The sequence below is a fragment of the Buttiauxella brennerae ATCC 51605 genome (assembly GCF_001654925.1).
Lineage (GTDB): Bacteria > Pseudomonadota > Gammaproteobacteria > Enterobacterales > Enterobacteriaceae > Buttiauxella > Buttiauxella brennerae.
This window is the reverse complement of the sequence record NZ_LXER01000011.1, coordinates 70978-87185: the sequence shown is the minus strand read 5'-3', so window position 1 is coordinate 87185 and position 16208 is coordinate 70978. Positions and strand designations below refer to the sequence as shown.

Annotated in this window: 16 protein-coding genes; 11 read left to right on the top strand and 5 right to left on the bottom strand. The window is 52.1% G+C overall.

Annotated elements, in window-relative coordinates:
• Nucleotides 1–20: 20 nt before the first annotated feature.
• From pfkB to M975_RS05690, 3 genes are all read left to right on the top strand, one after another.
• A complete protein-coding gene (gene pfkB / locus M975_RS05700) occupies nt 21–950 on the top strand; it encodes a 6-phosphofructokinase II (RefSeq protein WP_064557899.1) in 930 nt (309 codons plus the stop codon).
• Between the two features lie 123 nt (nt 951–1073).
• On the top strand, nt 1074–1364 hold the full coding sequence (gene ghoS / locus M975_RS05695; protein ID WP_064557898.1) for a type V toxin-antitoxin system endoribonuclease antitoxin GhoS: 291 nt from the start codon (nt 1074–1076) through the stop codon (nt 1362–1364).
• A gap of 103 nt (nt 1365–1467) precedes the next feature.
• Nucleotides 1468–2328 (top strand): fructosamine kinase family protein, encoded by an 861-nt coding sequence (locus M975_RS05690; protein WP_064557897.1) that lies wholly within the window; start codon nt 1468–1470, stop codon nt 2326–2328.
• A 36-nt stretch (nt 2329–2364) separates the two neighbouring features.
• Here M975_RS05690 and M975_RS05685 read toward each other — a convergent pair whose 3' ends face one another.
• Nucleotides 2365–2901, bottom strand: coding sequence for a YniB family protein (locus M975_RS05685; RefSeq protein WP_064557896.1), 537 nt, complete (start codon nt 2899–2901; stop codon nt 2365–2367).
• A 167-nt stretch (nt 2902–3068) separates the two neighbouring features.
• On the opposite strand from M975_RS05685, the gene hxpB reads away from it, so the two are divergent.
• From hxpB to M975_RS05660, 5 genes are all read left to right on the top strand, one after another.
• Nucleotides 3069–3737 carry a hexitol phosphatase HxpB gene (hxpB, locus tag M975_RS05680; protein ID WP_064557895.1) on the top strand — a complete coding sequence of 223 codons (669 nt, stop codon included), beginning with the start codon at nt 3069–3071 and terminating at the stop codon, nt 3735–3737.
• A gap of 156 nt (nt 3738–3893) precedes the next feature.
• A complete protein-coding gene (gene kduD, locus M975_RS05675; protein WP_064557894.1) occupies nt 3894–4655 on the top strand; it encodes a 2-dehydro-3-deoxy-D-gluconate 5-dehydrogenase KduD in 762 nt (253 codons plus the stop codon).
• Nucleotides 4656–4768: 113 nt separating this feature from the next.
• The gene (locus M975_RS05670; protein WP_064557893.1) at nt 4769–5359 is read left to right on the top strand and encodes a metal-dependent hydrolase; all 591 of its coding nucleotides are present in this window, start codon (nt 4769–4771) and stop codon (nt 5357–5359) included.
• A 138-nt stretch (nt 5360–5497) separates the two neighbouring features.
• The gene (locus tag M975_RS05665) at nt 5498–6889 is read left to right on the top strand and encodes an L-cystine transporter (protein ID WP_064557892.1); all 1392 of its coding nucleotides are present in this window, start codon (nt 5498–5500) and stop codon (nt 6887–6889) included.
• 129 nt (nt 6890–7018) lie between these two features.
• The gene (locus M975_RS05660) at nt 7019–7705 is read left to right on the top strand and encodes a tetratricopeptide repeat protein (protein WP_064557891.1); all 687 of its coding nucleotides are present in this window, start codon (nt 7019–7021) and stop codon (nt 7703–7705) included.
• Between the two features lie 23 nt (nt 7706–7728).
• Here the strand turns inward: M975_RS05660 and cedA are convergent, their stop codons facing one another.
• On the bottom strand, nt 7729–7968 hold the full coding sequence (gene cedA / locus M975_RS22225; protein ID WP_074388336.1) for a cell division activator CedA: 240 nt from the start codon (nt 7966–7968) through the stop codon (nt 7729–7731).
• Between the two features lie 147 nt (nt 7969–8115).
• On the opposite strand from cedA, the gene katE reads away from it, so the two are divergent.
• A complete protein-coding gene (gene katE / locus M975_RS05655) occupies nt 8116–10377 on the top strand; it encodes a catalase HPII (protein WP_064557890.1) in 2262 nt (753 codons plus the stop codon).
• 73 nt (nt 10378–10450) lie between these two features.
• Here katE and osmE read toward each other — a convergent pair whose 3' ends face one another.
• On the bottom strand, nt 10451–10789 hold the full coding sequence (osmE, locus tag M975_RS05650) for an osmotically-inducible lipoprotein OsmE (RefSeq protein WP_064518222.1): 339 nt from the start codon (nt 10787–10789) through the stop codon (nt 10451–10453).
• 265 nt (nt 10790–11054) lie between these two features.
• Between osmE and nadE the strand changes: the two genes are divergently transcribed.
• Nucleotides 11055–11879: an ammonia-dependent NAD(+) synthetase gene (gene nadE / locus M975_RS05645; RefSeq protein WP_064557889.1), complete on the top strand. Its 825-nt coding sequence runs from the start codon at nt 11055–11057 to the stop codon at nt 11877–11879.
• Between the two features lie 87 nt (nt 11880–11966).
• Nucleotides 11967–12857, top strand: coding sequence for an aromatic amino acid DMT transporter YddG (yddG, locus tag M975_RS05640; RefSeq protein WP_064557888.1), 891 nt, complete (start codon nt 11967–11969; stop codon nt 12855–12857).
• Between the two features lie 43 nt (nt 12858–12900).
• On the opposite strand, the gene hutU is transcribed toward yddG, so the two are convergent.
• Together hutU and hutH are read right to left on the bottom strand one after the other, a co-directional pair.
• Nucleotides 12901–14601, bottom strand: a complete 1701-nt coding sequence (gene hutU, locus M975_RS05635) for a urocanate hydratase (protein WP_064557887.1) — start codon at nt 14599–14601, stop codon at nt 12901–12903.
• Between the two features lie 17 nt (nt 14602–14618).
• The gene (hutH, locus tag M975_RS05630) at nt 14619–16178 is read right to left on the bottom strand and encodes a histidine ammonia-lyase (protein WP_064557886.1); all 1560 of its coding nucleotides are present in this window, start codon (nt 16176–16178) and stop codon (nt 14619–14621) included.
• Nucleotides 16179–16208: the final 30 nt, after the last annotated feature.

Below are 16208 nucleotides of genomic sequence, written 5' to 3'. Positions count from 1 at the left end.
TGCTAAATTAAGGAGGATACATGACCCGCATTTATACACTGACTCTTGCCCCTTCACTCGATAGCGCAACGCTCACCCCACAAATTTATCCCGAAGGGAAGCTGCGCTGCAGCGCTCCTGTTTTTGAACCCGGAGGCGGCGGCATAAACGTTGCGCGGGCAATTTCGCATCTCGGTGGCCAGGCAACCGCCATTTTCCCGGCAGGTGGGGCCACAGGGGAACATCTTTGCGCCCTACTCCTGGAGGAACATGTTGCAATTCAAACTATTGAGGCACACGACTGGACGCGGCAAAACTTGCACGTTCATGCAGAGTCGACGGGTGAGCAGTTTCGTTTTGTGATGCCGGGTGCGGCACTCACCGATGATGAGTTCCGCCAACTCGAAGAACAAGTGTTGTCTATTGAACCCGGTGCTATCCTGGTTATCAGCGGTAGCCTTCCACCAGGCATTGAAGTCTCTAAGCTCTGTTCATTAGTCAAATCCGCGCAAAAGTCGGGGATTCGATGCATCGTTGACAGTTCTGGTGACGCACTTAAAGCCACGCTTGAAATCGGCAACATTGAGTTGGTTAAGCCCAACCAAAAAGAGCTCAGCGCATTAGTCAATCGTGACCTCACGCAACCCGACGATGTACGTAAAGCAGCACAAATGATTGTTGAGAGCGGCAAAGCTAAACGCGTCGTGGTTTCACTTGGCCCGCAGGGTGCGCTGGGCGTTGATGCTACAGGTTACGTGCAGGTAGTGCCACCACCGGTTAAGAGCCAAAGCACTGTCGGTGCCGGCGACAGCATGGTTGGTGCGATGACGCTGAAACTTGCGGAAAATGCTTCTTTATTAGATATGGTCCGTTTTGGTGTTGCCGCCGGGAGTGCTGCAACACTGAACCATGGAACTCGTTTGTGTTCGCTGGAAAATACGCAAAAAATCTACGACTACCTACGTAACTAACTGCGCGACAAATGTACGCAGTTAGCCCGGTCCCCTGACGAAGCGCTGTGTCGCTTCGTCAAAAGTCGCCATTTCTCGCAGAAGGACTATGCTAAAACCTTCGGGATAACAATGAGGTGAACCATGAGTAGCGGAGACATCGTGCGCTATGTTGTCACATTTAAGTTCCAGGAAAACAGTCTCACGGATCTTAACGAATTGAATAACCACCTGACACGCGGTGGTTTTTTGCTCACTCTATCAGATGACGAAGGGAAAATTCACGAGTTGGGTATCAATACATTTGGGTTAATAAGCACCTTAAGCCAGACAGAAGTTGAAGAGTTATCCCGTGGCCTTGGCAAGCTGGCGATAGGTGTTGAACCCGAGGTCTCCGTCACAACATGGGAAAACTGGCTGCAAGAGAGTAAATAGCTTTGTTTCAAAAATCATGACCGGGGATGTGCGTTAGTTCGAAGTTTGACCCGGTTAACAGCGATAAGCTAATGATCTACCAGAAAACCTGGGGAGAAGCATCATGTGGCAAGCCATAAGTCGTCTGTTAAGTGAACAACTCGGCACAGCAGAAATTGAACATCGCACGGAATTACCCGGTGGAGAAATTCACGCAGCCTGGCGAATTCACTATGCCGGTCATGAGATTTTTGTCAAAAGCGACGCTCGGGAAATGCTACCCATTTTCACGGCGGAAGCCGATCAGCTCGAGCTACTTTCACGCAGCAATACCGTGCGAGTGCCTAAGGTCTGGGCAGTGGGCGCTGATCGGGATTACAGCTTCCTGTTGCTCGAATATATGCCATCAAAACCACTCGATGCGCATAATGCCTTTTTGCTTGGGCAACAGCTGGCGCGCCTGCATCAATGGAGTGAGCAGCCGCAATTTGGGCTCGATTTTGATAATGATCTTTCCACCACTCCACAACCCAACGCCTGGCAACGGCGCTGGTCAACGTTCTTTGCAGAGCAGCGCATCGGCTGGCAGTTAGAGCTTGCGGCGGAAAAAGGGATTCATTTTGGCGATATCGATCTTATCGTGGAATTTGTCCATCAGGCGCTAGCTTCTCACCAACCGCAGCCATCTCTGTTGCATGGCGATTTGTGGTCAGGAAATTGCGCACTGGGGCCAGACGGGCCCTTTATTTACGATCCTGCTTGTTACTGGGGCGACAGAGAATGTGATTTGGCGATGCTACCACTGCACCCGGATCAACCTCCGCAAATCTACGACGGTTACCAGTCGGTTTCCCCTCTTCCCGTCGATTTCCTTGCACGACAGCCCATTTACCAACTCTACACCCTAATGAATCGTGCGATTCTTTTCGGGGGTCAGCACCTCGCGCTGGCACAAAAAGCGCTCGATCGAGTCCTTGCTGCGTAAAGAGATCGCCACTCCTGAATCAGGAGTGGCTTTTTTCTAAATGAAACCCAGCAAAGAGAAGAAGAAATAACCGATAACAATAATGATGATAGGCAATACATAAAGCGGGAATATTTGCAGGAATATCGTGTGGCGAGGCACCACGATTTTTGCATCAATCTGCTCTTTCGTTAAACCCTCTGGTCCTTTTGCCTGCTCAAGAATCAGCTGATCTTGCACCCCTTCACGCAGAAACTTCGCCTGGCGGCTCATACGCGCCCCGGATGCCTGTAAAGCCAGTCCAACAAATATCAACGCGTAAATGACCCAAAACAGCACATTGGCCTGCTGATGGAAGTCGGGTTGCGGCGAGTTGTACCAGAAGAAATTTAAAAATGGCGTATTAAAACGCATCATCTCAATCATCACATGTGCAAAATCCAGCATCACAGCATCAATGCCCGCCTGTTTTTCGCTGTGTTCATACATAAATTTCAAAATCGAAATCAGTGTTGAAATCACCGCTGGAATAAAAATTACCCAGCCAGCCACACGTTTGAGTACGGCAATGCGTCCAGCTTGTTGATACGTCATTCGTTCCCCTTGTTTAAGACGCAACTTATTCGCACAAAGTTTACCTCGTCTAATGTGATTTCGCCTGAGCTTTAAAGGCGATTTGTCATAAAGCAGTGGCATCATCGATTAATACCCGCTATTGATATGAGATCTTATCTGCAATGCGCACTGACAGGAGTCGATAAATGGCTGTGACTCGCCAAATTTTAGCTGCAATTTTTGATATGGACGGTTTGTTGATTGATTCTGAACCGTTATGGGACCAGGCCGAGCTTGATGTATTGGCAAGCATTGGTGTCGACATCTCCCGCCGTTCTGAACTCCCGGACACGCTGGGTCTGCGTATCGACCTGGTGGTTGAACTCTGGTTCGCCAAACAACCGTGGAACGGCCCATCACGCGAAGAAGTGACCAACCGCATCATTACTCGCGCCATTTCATTAGTAGAAGAAACACGGCCTATTCTGCCTGGCGTGCGTGAAGCAGTGGCATTGTGTAAAGCGCAAGGGCTGAAAGTGGGTCTGGCTTCCGCATCCCCTTTACACATGCTTGAGCGAGTGCTGGAAATGTTCGACCTGCGTTCGCAGTTCGATGCCATTGCTTCTGCTGAGCATCTGCCTTACAGCAAGCCCCATCCGCAGGTTTACCTGGACGCAGCGGCTAAACTTGGCGTCGATCCGTTGAGCTGTGTGACGCTGGAAGATTCCGTCAATGGCATGATTGCGACCAAAGCTGCGCGTATGCGTTCAATCGTGGTTCCAGCCGAAGAAAATCGTGATGATGTGCGCTGGTGCCTTGCAAATGTCAAACTCGCGTCGCTGGTTGAATTACGTGCCGAACACCTGATTGGCTAATCTTTTTAAGGTGCGGGACTCCCCCGCATCTTTCTCAAAATCATACCTCCGTCAAAATTATTGAAACACCATTTCATATTAATTTGAATTTCCCCCATCTCGTATCTATTCTTAATTTACACGCGCATATGCGCTTTTCCGGATACCGGGGTAACTATGATTCTCGATGCTTTTAATCTGCTGGGCAAAGTCGCTATCGTCACAGGCTGTGATACTGGACTGGGTCAGGGAATGGCTATCGGCCTTGCCGAGGCTGGTTGTGACATCGTTAGTGTGAACCGTAAAATTCCACACGAAACCGCGCAAAAAATAGAAGCGCTGGGGCGACGTTTTCTCGCAATTCAGGCTGATTTAAGCCAGCACGACGTTATCCCTGGTATCATTGAGCAAGCCGTGGCGGGAATGGGGAAGATAGACATTCTGGTGAATAATGCGGGCACCATTCGCCGTGAAGATGCGCTGGAATTTAGCGAGAAAAACTGGGATGACGTGATGAACCTGAACATTAAGTCAGTGTTCTTTCTCTCGCAGGCGGTGGCAAAACAGTTCATTACACAAGGCCACGGCGGCAAAATTATTAACATAGCCTCCATGCTCTCTTTCCAGGGCGGTATCCGCGTTCCCTCTTACACCGCATCGAAAAGTGCGGTGCTTGGCGTCACACGACTTCTGGCAAACGAATGGGCGCAGCACAATATTAATGTGAACGCCATTGCGCCGGGATACATGGCAACCAACAACACACAACAACTGCGCGATGATGAAGCACGTAGCCAGGAAATTCTCGATCGCATCCCGGCAGGCCGTTGGGGACTCCCCTCCGATCTGCAAGGCCCGATTGTTTTTCTCGCCTCTTCCGCATCCGATTATGTCAACGGATACACGGTTGCCGTTGATGGAGGATGGCTAGCCCGCTAAACACGCGCCGCCGGGGCAACCGGCGGTAGCAAAATGTTACGCCGTCACCTCTTCCGTCTACTGTATAAAATCCCTATACTGTATGAATCGACAGTTTTCATCCAGGTAGTATCATGACGGCGGAAGGCCACCTTCTTTTTTCCATTGCCTGCGCAGTATTCGCTAAAAACGCCGAACTCACGCCTGTGCTTGCTCAAGGAGACTGGTGGCATATTGTGCCCTCAGCCATCCTTACCTGTTTGCTGCCTGATATTGACCATCCGAAGTCATTTCTTGGCCAGCGCTTACCCTGGGTTTCAAAACCCATCGCCCGCGCCTGCGGCCATCGCGGGTTTACACACAGTTTGTTTGCGGTATTCGCAAGCCTTGCGCTGTTCTACCTCAAAGTCCCTGAAACCTGGGTGATTCCCGCCGATGCCCTGCAAAGTATGGTGCTGGGCTATTTAAGCCATATTCTCGCCGATATGCTGACGCCTGCCGGTGTGCCGCTACTTTGGCCATGCCGCTGGCGCTTTCGTTTCCCGATAATCAGGCCGCAAAAAGGCAACCAGCTTGAGCGTGCTTTATGCATGGCGCTATTTGGGTTAGCAGTATGGATGCCTCAGGGTTTGCCCGACAACAGTGCAGTGCGTTGGTCATCGCAGGTGATAATTTCAATGCAAATGACCTTCAACAGCCTTTTAAATAAACACCTGGAACAGTAATTAGGCGAAATAGTTCAAAAAGTAATAATCAATTCTTTTTGAATATAAGACTAACTCCCGGCTTCTGGTACGATCTAAAAATAAACTGAGGTGGCTTCAGACCACCCAATCAAAATGACGAAACTCAGGAGATACGGGATGAATTTTCCACTTATAGCGAACGTTATTGTGTTCGTTATTCTACTGCTTTTGCTGGCGCAAACTCGCCACAAACAGTGGAGCCTCGCGAAGAAAGTACTGCTTGGTCTGGTTATTGGCGTGGTCTTTGGCCTGGCGCTGCACACTATTTATGGCGAAGACAGTCCGGTACTAAAACAATCTATCCAATGGTTTAACATCGTTGGTAACGGTTATGTTCAACTGCTGCAAATGATCGTTATGCCGCTGGTGTTCGCCTCTATTCTGAGTGCCGTTGCTCGTCTGCATAATGCGTCCTCACTGGGTAAAATCAGCTTCCTGACCATCGGAACCTTGCTGTTTACCACCCTGATTTCTGCGCTGGTCGGCGTGCTGGTCACCAACCTGTTTGGTTTGACGGCTGAAGGCCTGGTTCAGGGGACCGCGGAAACCGCCCGTCTAAGCGCTATTGAAACCACTTATGTGGGCAAAGTAGCAGACCTGAACGTGCCACAATTGATTCTGTCATTTGTACCGAAAAACCCGTTTGCTGACCTGACCGGGGCGAATCCGACCTCTATCATCAGCGTCGTGATTTTCGCCGCTTTCCTGGGTGTCGCCGCACTGAAATTACTCAAAGACGACGCGCCTAAAGGTGAACGTGTTCTGGTGGCTATCGACACGCTGCAAAGCTGGGTAATGAAGTTGGTGCGTCTGGTCATGCAACTGACGCCATACGGCGTACTCGCGCTGATGACCAAAGTCGTTGCCGGTTCAAACCTGCAGGACATCATCAAGCTCGGCAGCTTCGTGGTTGCCTCTTACCTGGGTCTGGCAATTATCTTCGGCGTGCACGCAGTATTGCTCGCAGTTAATGGCGTGAGCCCACTGAAATACTTCCGTAAAGTCTGGCCGGTGCTGACATTTGCCTTCACCAGCCGTTCCAGTGCAGCCAGTATTCCATTGAACGTGGAAGCGCAAACTCGCCGCCTGGGTGTGCCTGAGTCCATCGCAAGCTTTGCCGCTTCCTTTGGTGCAACAATTGGCCAGAACGGTTGTGCGGGTCTGTATCCTGCAATGCTGGCGGTCATGGTGGCACCAACCGTTGGGATTAACCCGCTGGACCCGGTCTGGATTGCAACGCTTGTCGGTATCGTCACTGTGAGTTCTGCAGGTGTTGCTGGTGTTGGTGGCGGTGCAACGTTTGCGGCACTGATTGTTCTGCCAGCAATGGGCTTGCCGGTTACACTGGTTGCGCTGCTGATTTCTGTTGAGCCGCTTATCGATATGGGTCGCACCGCGCTGAACGTTAGCGGTTCCATGACGGCTGGTACTATCACCAGCCAGTTGATGAAGCAAACCGATAAAGACATCCTCGATAGCGACGAAGAAGCAGAATTGGCGCATCGCTAACCGGTAGCAAAACCACCGTAGAATCTGCGACAATAAAACGGCTCCAGTAACAGGGAGCCGTTTTTTATTGATAATTTAGAGCCCCCGCATAGGGAGCCGATAATCTTGCCTTCTACGGACGCTTTCCCAATGAAACAACTTTCGTTCTTATTCTTCATGTTCTCCGCCACAGCATGGGCAGAAACGCCTGATAATCCTTACCTGCAACAAGCGCAGGCAGGCGATAGCCGCGCTCAGTTTTACCTCGCCGATACGCTATTTAGCGCAGGCGAATATCAACAAGCAGAATCCTGGGCTGTGAAATCAGCGGCGCAAGGGGATCCCGATGCCCCTGCTCTGCTTGCCCAATTGAAAATCCGGGAGCCTTCCGCTGCGGACTACCCGCAAGCGAAGTCGTTAGCCGAACAGGCGGTCGAACGAGGCAGTAAATCAGGTCAGGTGATTCTGGCGCGCATTCTTGTCAACACTCAGGCAGGGAATCCCGATTACCCAAAAGCCATGAAGCTGCTGGAGAGCGCCTCACAAGATTTAGAAAGTGACTCCGCGGTCGATGCCCAAATGTTTATTGGCATGCTCTACGCCAACGGCGTGGGAATGGCTCAGGACGATGAAAAAGCGACGTTCTGGTTTAAGCGCAGTTCAGCGCTTTCCCGCACCGGATATGCCGAATACTGGGCTGGCACGCTGTTTTTAAACGGCGAAAAAGGCTTTATAGCCGTTAATAAGCAAAAGGCATTGCACTGGTTGAATGTGAGTTGCACGGAAGGTTTTGATACTGGCTGTGAAGTGTTTGAGCAGATCAGTAACGGCGGGTAAAACCGCCGTTACACGTTAATTTCTCAGAAAATTTCATTTTCATTTCTGACCTGCGTCGCCCAGCGTTGTGCCGACTCCGGCACCGTAAAGGGCGGCGACTGGCGGAACGCATTCCCTACCAGCACAAAAGCCACGTAGCGATTACGTAACAGCCATACATCCTTAAACCCATCTAATCGCGAAGCATGAGAGGGTGGCGCGGGTTCAACACGCGGTCGATACGTAAGAACAGGACGAGTACTTGGTTGGCGCAAAGGTTTCATAGGCAATGGAATCAAAACTAAATTGATGAACAACTTCGCTATGATAGCGGAGAACACCCCTCTTAGTCTCGCGTTGAGATGACCTTGTCCTATAGTTAAAGCTGTTTTGCCTCCAAAGAACATCTTTAACTAAAGGAGAAATATTTAATGCCTACCGATAAAAAACATCCTTTAACTCACCGGGCACCAATTCATAACGCTGATGAATCGAAGCCAGGCATGGATTCGCTGGCCCCTGAGGACGGATCGCACCGCCCTACAACTGAACCCAGCCCTCCGGGTGCACAACCCACTGCCGCCGGGAGTTTTAAAAGCCCGGATACCGCCAACGAAAAATTAAAATCGCTCGATGTGCATCGCAAAAATGGCGAAAACTTCCCGCTGACCACCAACCAGGGCGTGCGCATTGCCGATGACCAAAACTCACTGCGCGCCGGTACGCGTGGGCCTACGCTTCTGGAAGATTTCATCCTGCGAGAAAAAATTACCCATTTTGACCATGAGCGTATCCCCGAGCGCATCGTTCATGCCCGAGGTTCGGCGGCACATGGTTATTTCCAGTCTTACAAAAATATGGCGGAAGTCACTAAGGCAGATTTTCTTTCTGACCCTGACAAAATCACCCCGGTCTTTGTGCGCTTTTCTACCGTTCAGGGTGGCGCAGGTTCAGCCGACACCGTGCGTGATATCCGTGGCTTTGCCACCAAGTTCTACACCGAGGAAGGCATTTTCGATTTAGTCGGTAACAACACCCCGGTGTTTTTCATTCAGGATGCGCATAAATTCCCGGACTTCGTGCATGCGGTAAAACCTGAGCCACACTGGGCTATCCCGCAAGGTGGCAGCGCGCACGACACCTTCTGGGATTATGTCTCCCTGCAACCTGAAACGCTGCACAACGTCATGTGGGCGATGTCTGACCGTGGTCTGCCACGCAGTTATCGCACAATGGAAGGTTTTGGTATCCACACCTTCCGCATGATCAACGCCGAAGGGAAAGCCACCTTCGTGCGCTTCCACTGGAAACCGACCGCAGGTAAAGCCTCTTTGCTTTGGGATGAGTCACAAAAACTGACGGGCCGTGACCCCGACTTCCATCGCCGCGACCTGTGGGAAGCGATTGAAGCGGGTGATTTCCCGGAATATGAACTGGGCCTGCAATTAATCCCGGAAGAAGACGAATTTAAGTATGATTTCGACCTGCTCGACCCCACCAAACTGATCCCCGAAGAGCTGGTGCCGGTTCATCTGGTGGGCAAAATGATACTGAACCGCAACCCGGATAACTTCTTTGCCGAAAACGAACAAGTGGCATTCCATCCGGGTCATATCGTTCCTGGGTTAGATTTTAGTAACGACCCGCTGTTGCAAGGGCGTTTGTTCTCCTACACCGATACACAAATCAGCCGCCTCGGCGGGCCGAACTTCCATGAAATCCCGATAAATCGCCCGGTCTGCCCGTATCACAATTTCCAGCGTGACGGCATGCACCGCATGGATATCGACAGCAACCCTGCCAACTATGAGCCGAACTCCATCAACGACAACTGGCCGCGCGAAACGCCTCCGGGGCCAAAACGCGGCGGTTTCGAAAGTTATCACGCGCGAGTTGAAGGCCATATCATTCGCGAGCGCAGCCCGTCGTTTGGCGAATACTACTCCCAGCCGCGGCTATTCTGGCAAAGCCAGACCCCCATTGAGCAGCAGCACATCATCAGCGCGTTTAGTTTCGAATTGTCGAAAGTTGCCCGGCCGTACATTCGTGAAAGAGTGCTGGATCATCTGACGCACATTGATATTTCCCTCGCCCACCCGGTTGCAGAAAACCTGGGGATCGAGCTTTCCGATGAGCAAATGCACGTTGCGCCGCCAAAAGATGTCAATGGCCTGAAGAAAGATCCAAGTCTTAGCTTGTATGCCGTGCCAAGCGGTTCGGTGAAAGGCCGGGTGGTGGCTATTTTGCTTAATGAAAAAACCAATGCGGCGGATGTGCTGTTGATAATGCAAGCGCTGAAAGCTGAAGGTGTGCACAGTAAACTGCTCTTTTCCCGAATGGGTGAGGTTACCGCTGACGACGGTTCACTGCTCCCGGTAGGTGCTACCTTTACCGGTTCGCCATCGGTCACTGTGGATGCGGTGATTGTTCCCGGCGGCGATCTCACTTCAATTCTGAACAATGGTGATGCGGCTTATTATTTACTGGAGGCTTATAAACACTTGAAAGTCATTGGGCTTGCCGGTGATGCCCGCCAGTTTAAAAAGCGGCTGGGAATCGATAACAATCAGGGCGAGGAAGGTGTTGTAGAAGGTGACACTGTCACCACTTCGTTTACCGATGATTTCCTGAAACTACTCGCCGCGCACCGCGTCTGGTCGCGCAGCAATAAAATCGGCCATATCCCCGCTTAAGTCACAAAAAAGCCGTCACATCAGTGACGGCTTTCTGTTGAAACTCATCCGCAACGCGAAAAATGTCGGGGAATTATTTCTTAACTTGTGGATCGGTATCGTACTCAGCACAAGTCTGATAACCCGAATTCATGACATGCCCGGTTTCATCAAGTGCGACGAAATAAGTTTCGGTTTTGCCATCACGCTGGCCAAGAATGTACGTCTGGCAAGTACCACGTGCGTGAATCATCGTCACTTCTGATGAAGGTTTACCTGCTACCTGTTGCACTTGCTCACGGCTCATGCCTTTCTTCACATCTTTAACCACTGGCGTTGCAACCTGATCTTTAGTGCGATCATAGGCTGTACAACCAGCAAGCATAGTCATAACCGCTGCTGCACTTAAAATTCCTGCAAAAGTCTTGTTCATATTTTATCCTCGTTTTTCAGGGTATTGCTCATGCGTGTTAGATAAGCCTGGAATATAAAAGCGTATTTTTCAACTAAGCGGACCAAATGAACAAATTTTAGGATTATTAGACAAAACACAAGGTTAACTCCAGATCGCTCTAAATCGCGCCAAATGACTCCACAGTGATCGTATGAGTCTTGTCGTTTTACCCACAAACGGGTAGTTTTAACAAAAATAGCTTTTGCTGCCTGCGCGTGCAGGTACACCGTAACCGGAGGGTTAAATGGCTCTGCAACAAGAGATTATCCAGGCATTAGGGGTTAAACCACAAATCGACCCGCAACACGAAATTCGTCTTAGCGTTGATTTTCTGAAGTCATACCTGACCACCTACCCGTTTCTTAAATCCCTGGTGTTGGGGATAAGCGGCGGCCAGGACTCAACCCTGACGGGCAAACTCTGCCAACTGGCCATCAGCGAATTGCGTAAAGAAACCGGTGACGACAGCTATCAGTTTATCGCCGTGCGTTTACCCTTTGGCGTGCAGGCCGATGAACAAGATTGCCAGGATGCTATCGCCTTTATCCGACCAGACCGTGTGTTAACCGTAAACATTAAAGGTGCGGTGCTGGCGAGTGAAGAAGCGCTGCGCGAAGCCGGTATTGAACTGAGCGATTTTATTCGCGGCAACGAAAAAGCACGCGAGCGTATGAAAGCTCAGTACAGCATTGCCGGAATGACCAAAGGCGTAGTGGTTGGGACTGACCATGGCGCAGAAGCAGTAACTGGTTTCTTCACCAAATACGGCGACGGCGGCACTGATATCAACCCAATCTTCCGCCTGAACAAACGCCAGGGCAAAGCACTGTTAAAAACTCTCGGCTGCCCAGAGCATTTATACAATAAAGCGCCAACCGCCGATCTCGAAGATGATCGCCCTTCTCTGCCAGATGAAGTGGCACTCGGCGTGACTTACGAGCAAATTGACGACTACCTGGAAGGCAAAAAGCTTGATGAAGCCACCAGCAAAATCATCGAAGGCTGGTATTTGAAAACTGAGCACAAACGTCGCCCACCGATCACTGTGTTTGATGATTTCTGGAAATAGTTATTTCTGATAACACCGTCGGATGTCGCTACATTTTTGTAGGTCGGATTAGCGCAGCGACATCCGACAATATTTATCTGGAAACTCATGGACAGCTCTGCAAAACGCGCCACGGCCTTTGGCCTGCTGGCGATCCTCCTCTGGAGCACCTCGGTTGGTTTACTGCGCAGTATCAGCGAACACTTTGGCCCCGTGAGTGGCGCCGCACTGATTTATACCGTCAGCGCAGTTTGCCTGTGCCTGGTGCGCGGCTTACCGAAAGTTCGTGAAATCCCGTCTCGCTATTTGTGGATAGGCGGCACGTTATTCGTCACTTATGAAATCAGCCTCGCACTGGCCATTGGGCTGGCACACAGCCGTAGCCAGTCGCTGGAACTGGGGATGATTAACTATTTGTGGCCGAGTCTGACCATCTTGCTGGCGCTGTTTATCAACCAGCAACGCAGCAATTTATGGCTCTGGCCGGGGCTTGCGCTGTCACTTGCTGGCATCGTTCAGGTGATGAAAGGTGATGGCGACTGGTCGCCGCTTCAGATGTGGCACAACATTCTCGATAACCCGCTGGCATATGGACTGGCTTTTGCCGCCGCGTTAATTTGGGCGCTGTACTGCAACGTGACACGCCGCTGGAGTCACGGGAAAAATGGTGTCTCGCTGTTTTTTTGCGCCACCGCCATCGTGTTGTGGGTGAAGTTCGTTTTCGTTAGCGAAGCGCCGATTCACTTTACGCTACCTTCGACACTGCAACTTCTATTTATGGGTGTTTCAACGGCAGTGGCCTACTCGGCCTGGAATCACGGCATTCAGCGCGGGAACATGACGTTGCTGGCGACAGCCTCGTATTTTACGCCAGTGTTATCGGCGTTAATGGCGAGTTTGTGGTTGGGTTTGCATCCGGGTTGGGCGTTCTGGCAGGGTGTGATTATGGTAGTCGGCGGGTCATTGTTATGTTGGCTCGCAACCCGCCGCTATAGCTAACGCTTCATACTTCGAGCCGCAGCGGTGTTGGCTGCAACTCGAATTATTTTGCGTTATGAGTTTTAGTCATCGGAAGTTTTAAATCATGGCGATGCGCGCATTCAATCGCACTCTCATAGCCCGCATCGGCGTGGCGCATCACGCCGGTTGCCGGGTCATTCCACAACACGCGGCCTAAGCGCACGGCAGCTTCTGGCGTACCATCGGCCACAATCACCACACCAGCATGTTGCGAGAAGCCCATGCCTACCCCCCCACCATGGTGCAAACTCACCCAGGTCGCCCCGCCTGCGGTATTTAGCAGCGCGTTGAGCAATGGCCAGTCGGAAACCGCATCAGAGCCATCTTTCATGGATTCCGTTTCACGGTTTGGCGAAGCCACAGAACCACAGTCCAGATGGTCGCGCCCGATAACCACTGGCGCTTTCAGCTCGCCATTTCGCACCATTTCGTTGAACGCCAGCCCAGCAAGGTGGCGCTCGCCCAGTCCCAGCCAGCAAATACGCGCCGGTAAGCCCTGGAAAGCAATACGCTCCTGCGCCATATCCAGCCAGCGGTGCAGGTTCTGGTTATCCGGGAACAGCTCTTTGAGCTTCGCGTCGGTTTTAGCAATATCTTCCGGGTCACCCGAAAGCGCGACCCAACGGAACGGCCCTTTGCCTTCGCAGAACAGCGGGCGAATATAGGCCGGAACAAACCCCGGGAAATCAAAGGCATTTTCCACGCCTTCATCTAACGCCACCTGGCGGATGTTATTACCGTAATCCACCGTCGGCACACCCATTTCCCAGAAATCTAGCATCGCCTGAACGTGCACCGCCATAGAGGCTCGTGCGGCTTTTTCCACGGCTTTCGGTTGTGAGGCACGCTCACTGTGCCAGCGTTCCAGCGTCCAGCCCAACGGCAAATAACCGTTTATCGGATCATGGGCCGAAGTCTGGTCGGTCACGATATCAGGCTTAATACCGCCCGCTTTGGCACGTTTTACCAGCTCCGGAAGCAATTCAGCAGCGTTACCCAGCAGCCCAACAGAGATCGCTTTTTTCTGCGCATTGGCCTGTTCGATCATCGCCAGCGCTTCATCAAGACTTGTCGCTTTATAGTCGAGATAACGGGTACGCAGGCGGAAATCGATGCGTGACTCCTGGCACTCAATGGCTAACACCGATGCGCCTGCCAGAACGCCTGCCAGTGGCTGTGCGCCACCCATTCCACCAAGACCTGCGGTAAGTATCCATTTTCCGCGTAAATCACCACCGTAGTGCTGACGCCCGGCTTCGGCGAAGGTTTCAAACGTACCCTGCACAATGCCCTGCGCACCGATGTAAATCCATGAGCCCGCGGTCATCTGGCCATACATCATCAGCCCGGCTTTATCGAGCTCATGGAAATGATCCCAGGTCGCCCAGTGTGGCACGAGGTTGGAGTTAGCTATCAAAACGCGCGGTGCGTCAGCGTGGGTGCGGAAAATACCGACCGGCTTACCGGATTGCACCAGCAGCGTTTCATCGGCTTTGAGCGTACGCAGCGAGGCCAGGATCTGCTCGAAGCATTCCCAGTTACGCGCCGCTTTCCCGATCCCGCCGTACACCACCAGATCTTCCGGACGCTCGGCGACATCCGGATCGAGGTTGTTTTGGATCATGCGATAAGCCGCTTCGATCAACCAGTTTTCGCAGTGCAATGTGCTGCCATGCGGAGCGCGTACCGTGCGGGCTACCGCCTGTTTTACAGATTCAGTCATTGTGGTGGCTCCCGGCATCAGGCCGACGTAGAAGGAAAGAGTTGAGTAATCACCGCAGGTAATTCACCGCTGGCTCCCCACTGGCACATGCTTTCGATATCAGGTGCCAGCAGGCGATCTTTATCGAGGAACGCCACACGTTCACGCACGCCGCTAAAAACCTGCTCCATGATTGGCGAGCTACGCAACGGGCGTGAAAACTCGATCCCCTGGGCGGCGGCCATCGCTTCAATTCCCACCACTGCGGCGGTGTTAAAGCACATGTCTCCCAGGCGGCGAGCGGCGTAAGTCGCCATGGAAACGTGATCTTCCTGGTTTGCCGACGTTGGCAGGCTGTCAACACTCCCCGGATGCGCCAGCGATTTGTTTTCCGATGCAAGGGCTGCGGCTGTCACCTGGGCAATCATAAAGCCGGAGTTAATTCCGCCCTCTTTCACCAGGAATGGCGGCAGGCCAGAAAGCCCGGTATCAAGTAACAATGCGAGGCGGCGTTCAGAGATTGCGCCAATTTCAGCCACGGCCAGCGCGATAATATCGGCGGCAAAGGCCACGGGTTCGGCGTGGAAGTTACCGCCAGAAATCACTTCACCAGTGTCGCTAAACACCAGCGGGTTATCCGACGCAGCGTTGGCTTCGATTTGCAGCACACGCGCCGCATGGCGTAGGTTATCAAGGCATGCGCCCATCACTTGCGGCACACAGCGAATGGAATACGGGTCCTGCACGCGCCCGCAATGCTGATGGGAATCGACAATTTGGCTGTCAGCCAATAATGCTCTTACCGCAGCCGCAACGTCGATTTGCCCGGTCTGCCCACGTGCTTCATGAATACGCGCATCAAAGGGTTTCACCGAGCCTTTAATCGCTTCGAGCGATAAAGCACCCGCAACCAGGCCGGCACCAAAGACTTTTTCGCCTTCAAACAGCCCACGCAGCGCCAGTGCAGTCGAAACCTGGGTGCCGTTTAACAGCGCCAGCCCTTCTTTTGGCCCAAGCACTAACGGCTCGACGCCGGCAATTTTTAGCCCGGCAACCGCTGGAATTTCTTCGCCATTGATACGCACATTTCCCTCGCCCAATAACATCAGCGAAAGATGCGCTAATGGCGCGAGGTCGCCGGATGCGCCGACCGAGCCTTTTTCTGGGATCACTGGCATGACACCTGCGTTAAACAGCTGCAATAAACTCTCAATCACCGCCATGCGCACACCGGAATGACCACGTGCCAGGCTGATAATTTTGCTCGCCATCACCAGGCGCACCACGTCGTCAGGCAACGGTTTCCCCAGCCCTACGCTGTGCGAAAGTACCAGGTTGCGTTGCAATTCGGCCAGGTGGTCTTTTGCAATGGTGGTTTGCGCCAGTTTGCCAAAACCCGTATTAATGCCGTAAACCACATCACCGTGGTTGACGATAGCCTCAACGGTTTGTTGCGCTTTAACAACGGCTTCAATGGCCTGAGAATCCAGGCTCAGAGTGACCGTTCCGTGGTAGATTTCACGCAGTGTGGCGAGCGTTACGCGCCCCGGTGTAAGACAGCACAGCTTTTTTTGCAGCGACACTTTTTGCATCGACATAATGACATCCTGATGGCATCAATTCATGTG

What these genes read in the sequence shown, in the direction of transcription:
- ghoS (WP_064557898.1), top strand. Translation starts at nt 1,074, where the DNA reads ATGAGTAGCGGAGACATCGTGCGCTATGTTGTCACATTTAAGTTCCAG.
- osmE (WP_064518222.1), bottom strand. Translation starts at nt 10,789, where the DNA reads ATGAACAAGACTTTTGCAGGAATTTTAAGTGCAGCAGCGGTTATGACT.
- M975_RS05690 (WP_064557897.1), top strand. Translation starts at nt 1,468, where the DNA reads ATGTGGCAAGCCATAAGTCGTCTGTTAAGTGAACAACTCGGCACAGCA.
- M975_RS05685 (WP_064557896.1), bottom strand. Translation starts at nt 2,901, where the DNA reads ATGACGTATCAACAAGCTGGACGCATTGCCGTACTCAAACGTGTGGCT.
- M975_RS05665 (WP_064557892.1), top strand. Translation starts at nt 5,498, where the DNA reads ATGAATTTTCCACTTATAGCGAACGTTATTGTGTTCGTTATTCTACTG.
- cedA (WP_074388336.1), bottom strand. Translation starts at nt 7,968, where the DNA reads ATGAAACCTTTGCGCCAACCAAGTACTCGTCCTGTTCTTACGTATCGA.
- hxpB (WP_064557895.1), top strand. Translation starts at nt 3,069, where the DNA reads ATGGCTGTGACTCGCCAAATTTTAGCTGCAATTTTTGATATGGACGGT.
- M975_RS05670 (WP_064557893.1), top strand. Translation starts at nt 4,769, where the DNA reads ATGACGGCGGAAGGCCACCTTCTTTTTTCCATTGCCTGCGCAGTATTC.
- M975_RS05660 (WP_064557891.1), top strand. Translation starts at nt 7,019, where the DNA reads ATGAAACAACTTTCGTTCTTATTCTTCATGTTCTCCGCCACAGCATGG.
- hutH (WP_064557886.1), bottom strand. Translation starts at nt 16,178, where the DNA reads ATGTCGATGCAAAAAGTGTCGCTGCAAAAAAAGCTGTGCTGTCTTACA.
- kduD (WP_064557894.1), top strand. Translation starts at nt 3,894, where the DNA reads ATGATTCTCGATGCTTTTAATCTGCTGGGCAAAGTCGCTATCGTCACA.
- yddG (WP_064557888.1), top strand. Translation starts at nt 11,967, where the DNA reads ATGGACAGCTCTGCAAAACGCGCCACGGCCTTTGGCCTGCTGGCGATC.
- hutU (WP_064557887.1), bottom strand. Translation starts at nt 14,601, where the DNA reads ATGACTGAATCTGTAAAACAGGCGGTAGCCCGCACGGTACGCGCTCCG.
- katE (WP_064557890.1), top strand. Translation starts at nt 8,116, where the DNA reads ATGCCTACCGATAAAAAACATCCTTTAACTCACCGGGCACCAATTCAT.
- nadE (WP_064557889.1), top strand. Translation starts at nt 11,055, where the DNA reads ATGGCTCTGCAACAAGAGATTATCCAGGCATTAGGGGTTAAACCACAA.
- pfkB (WP_064557899.1), top strand. Translation starts at nt 21, where the DNA reads ATGACCCGCATTTATACACTGACTCTTGCCCCTTCACTCGATAGCGCA.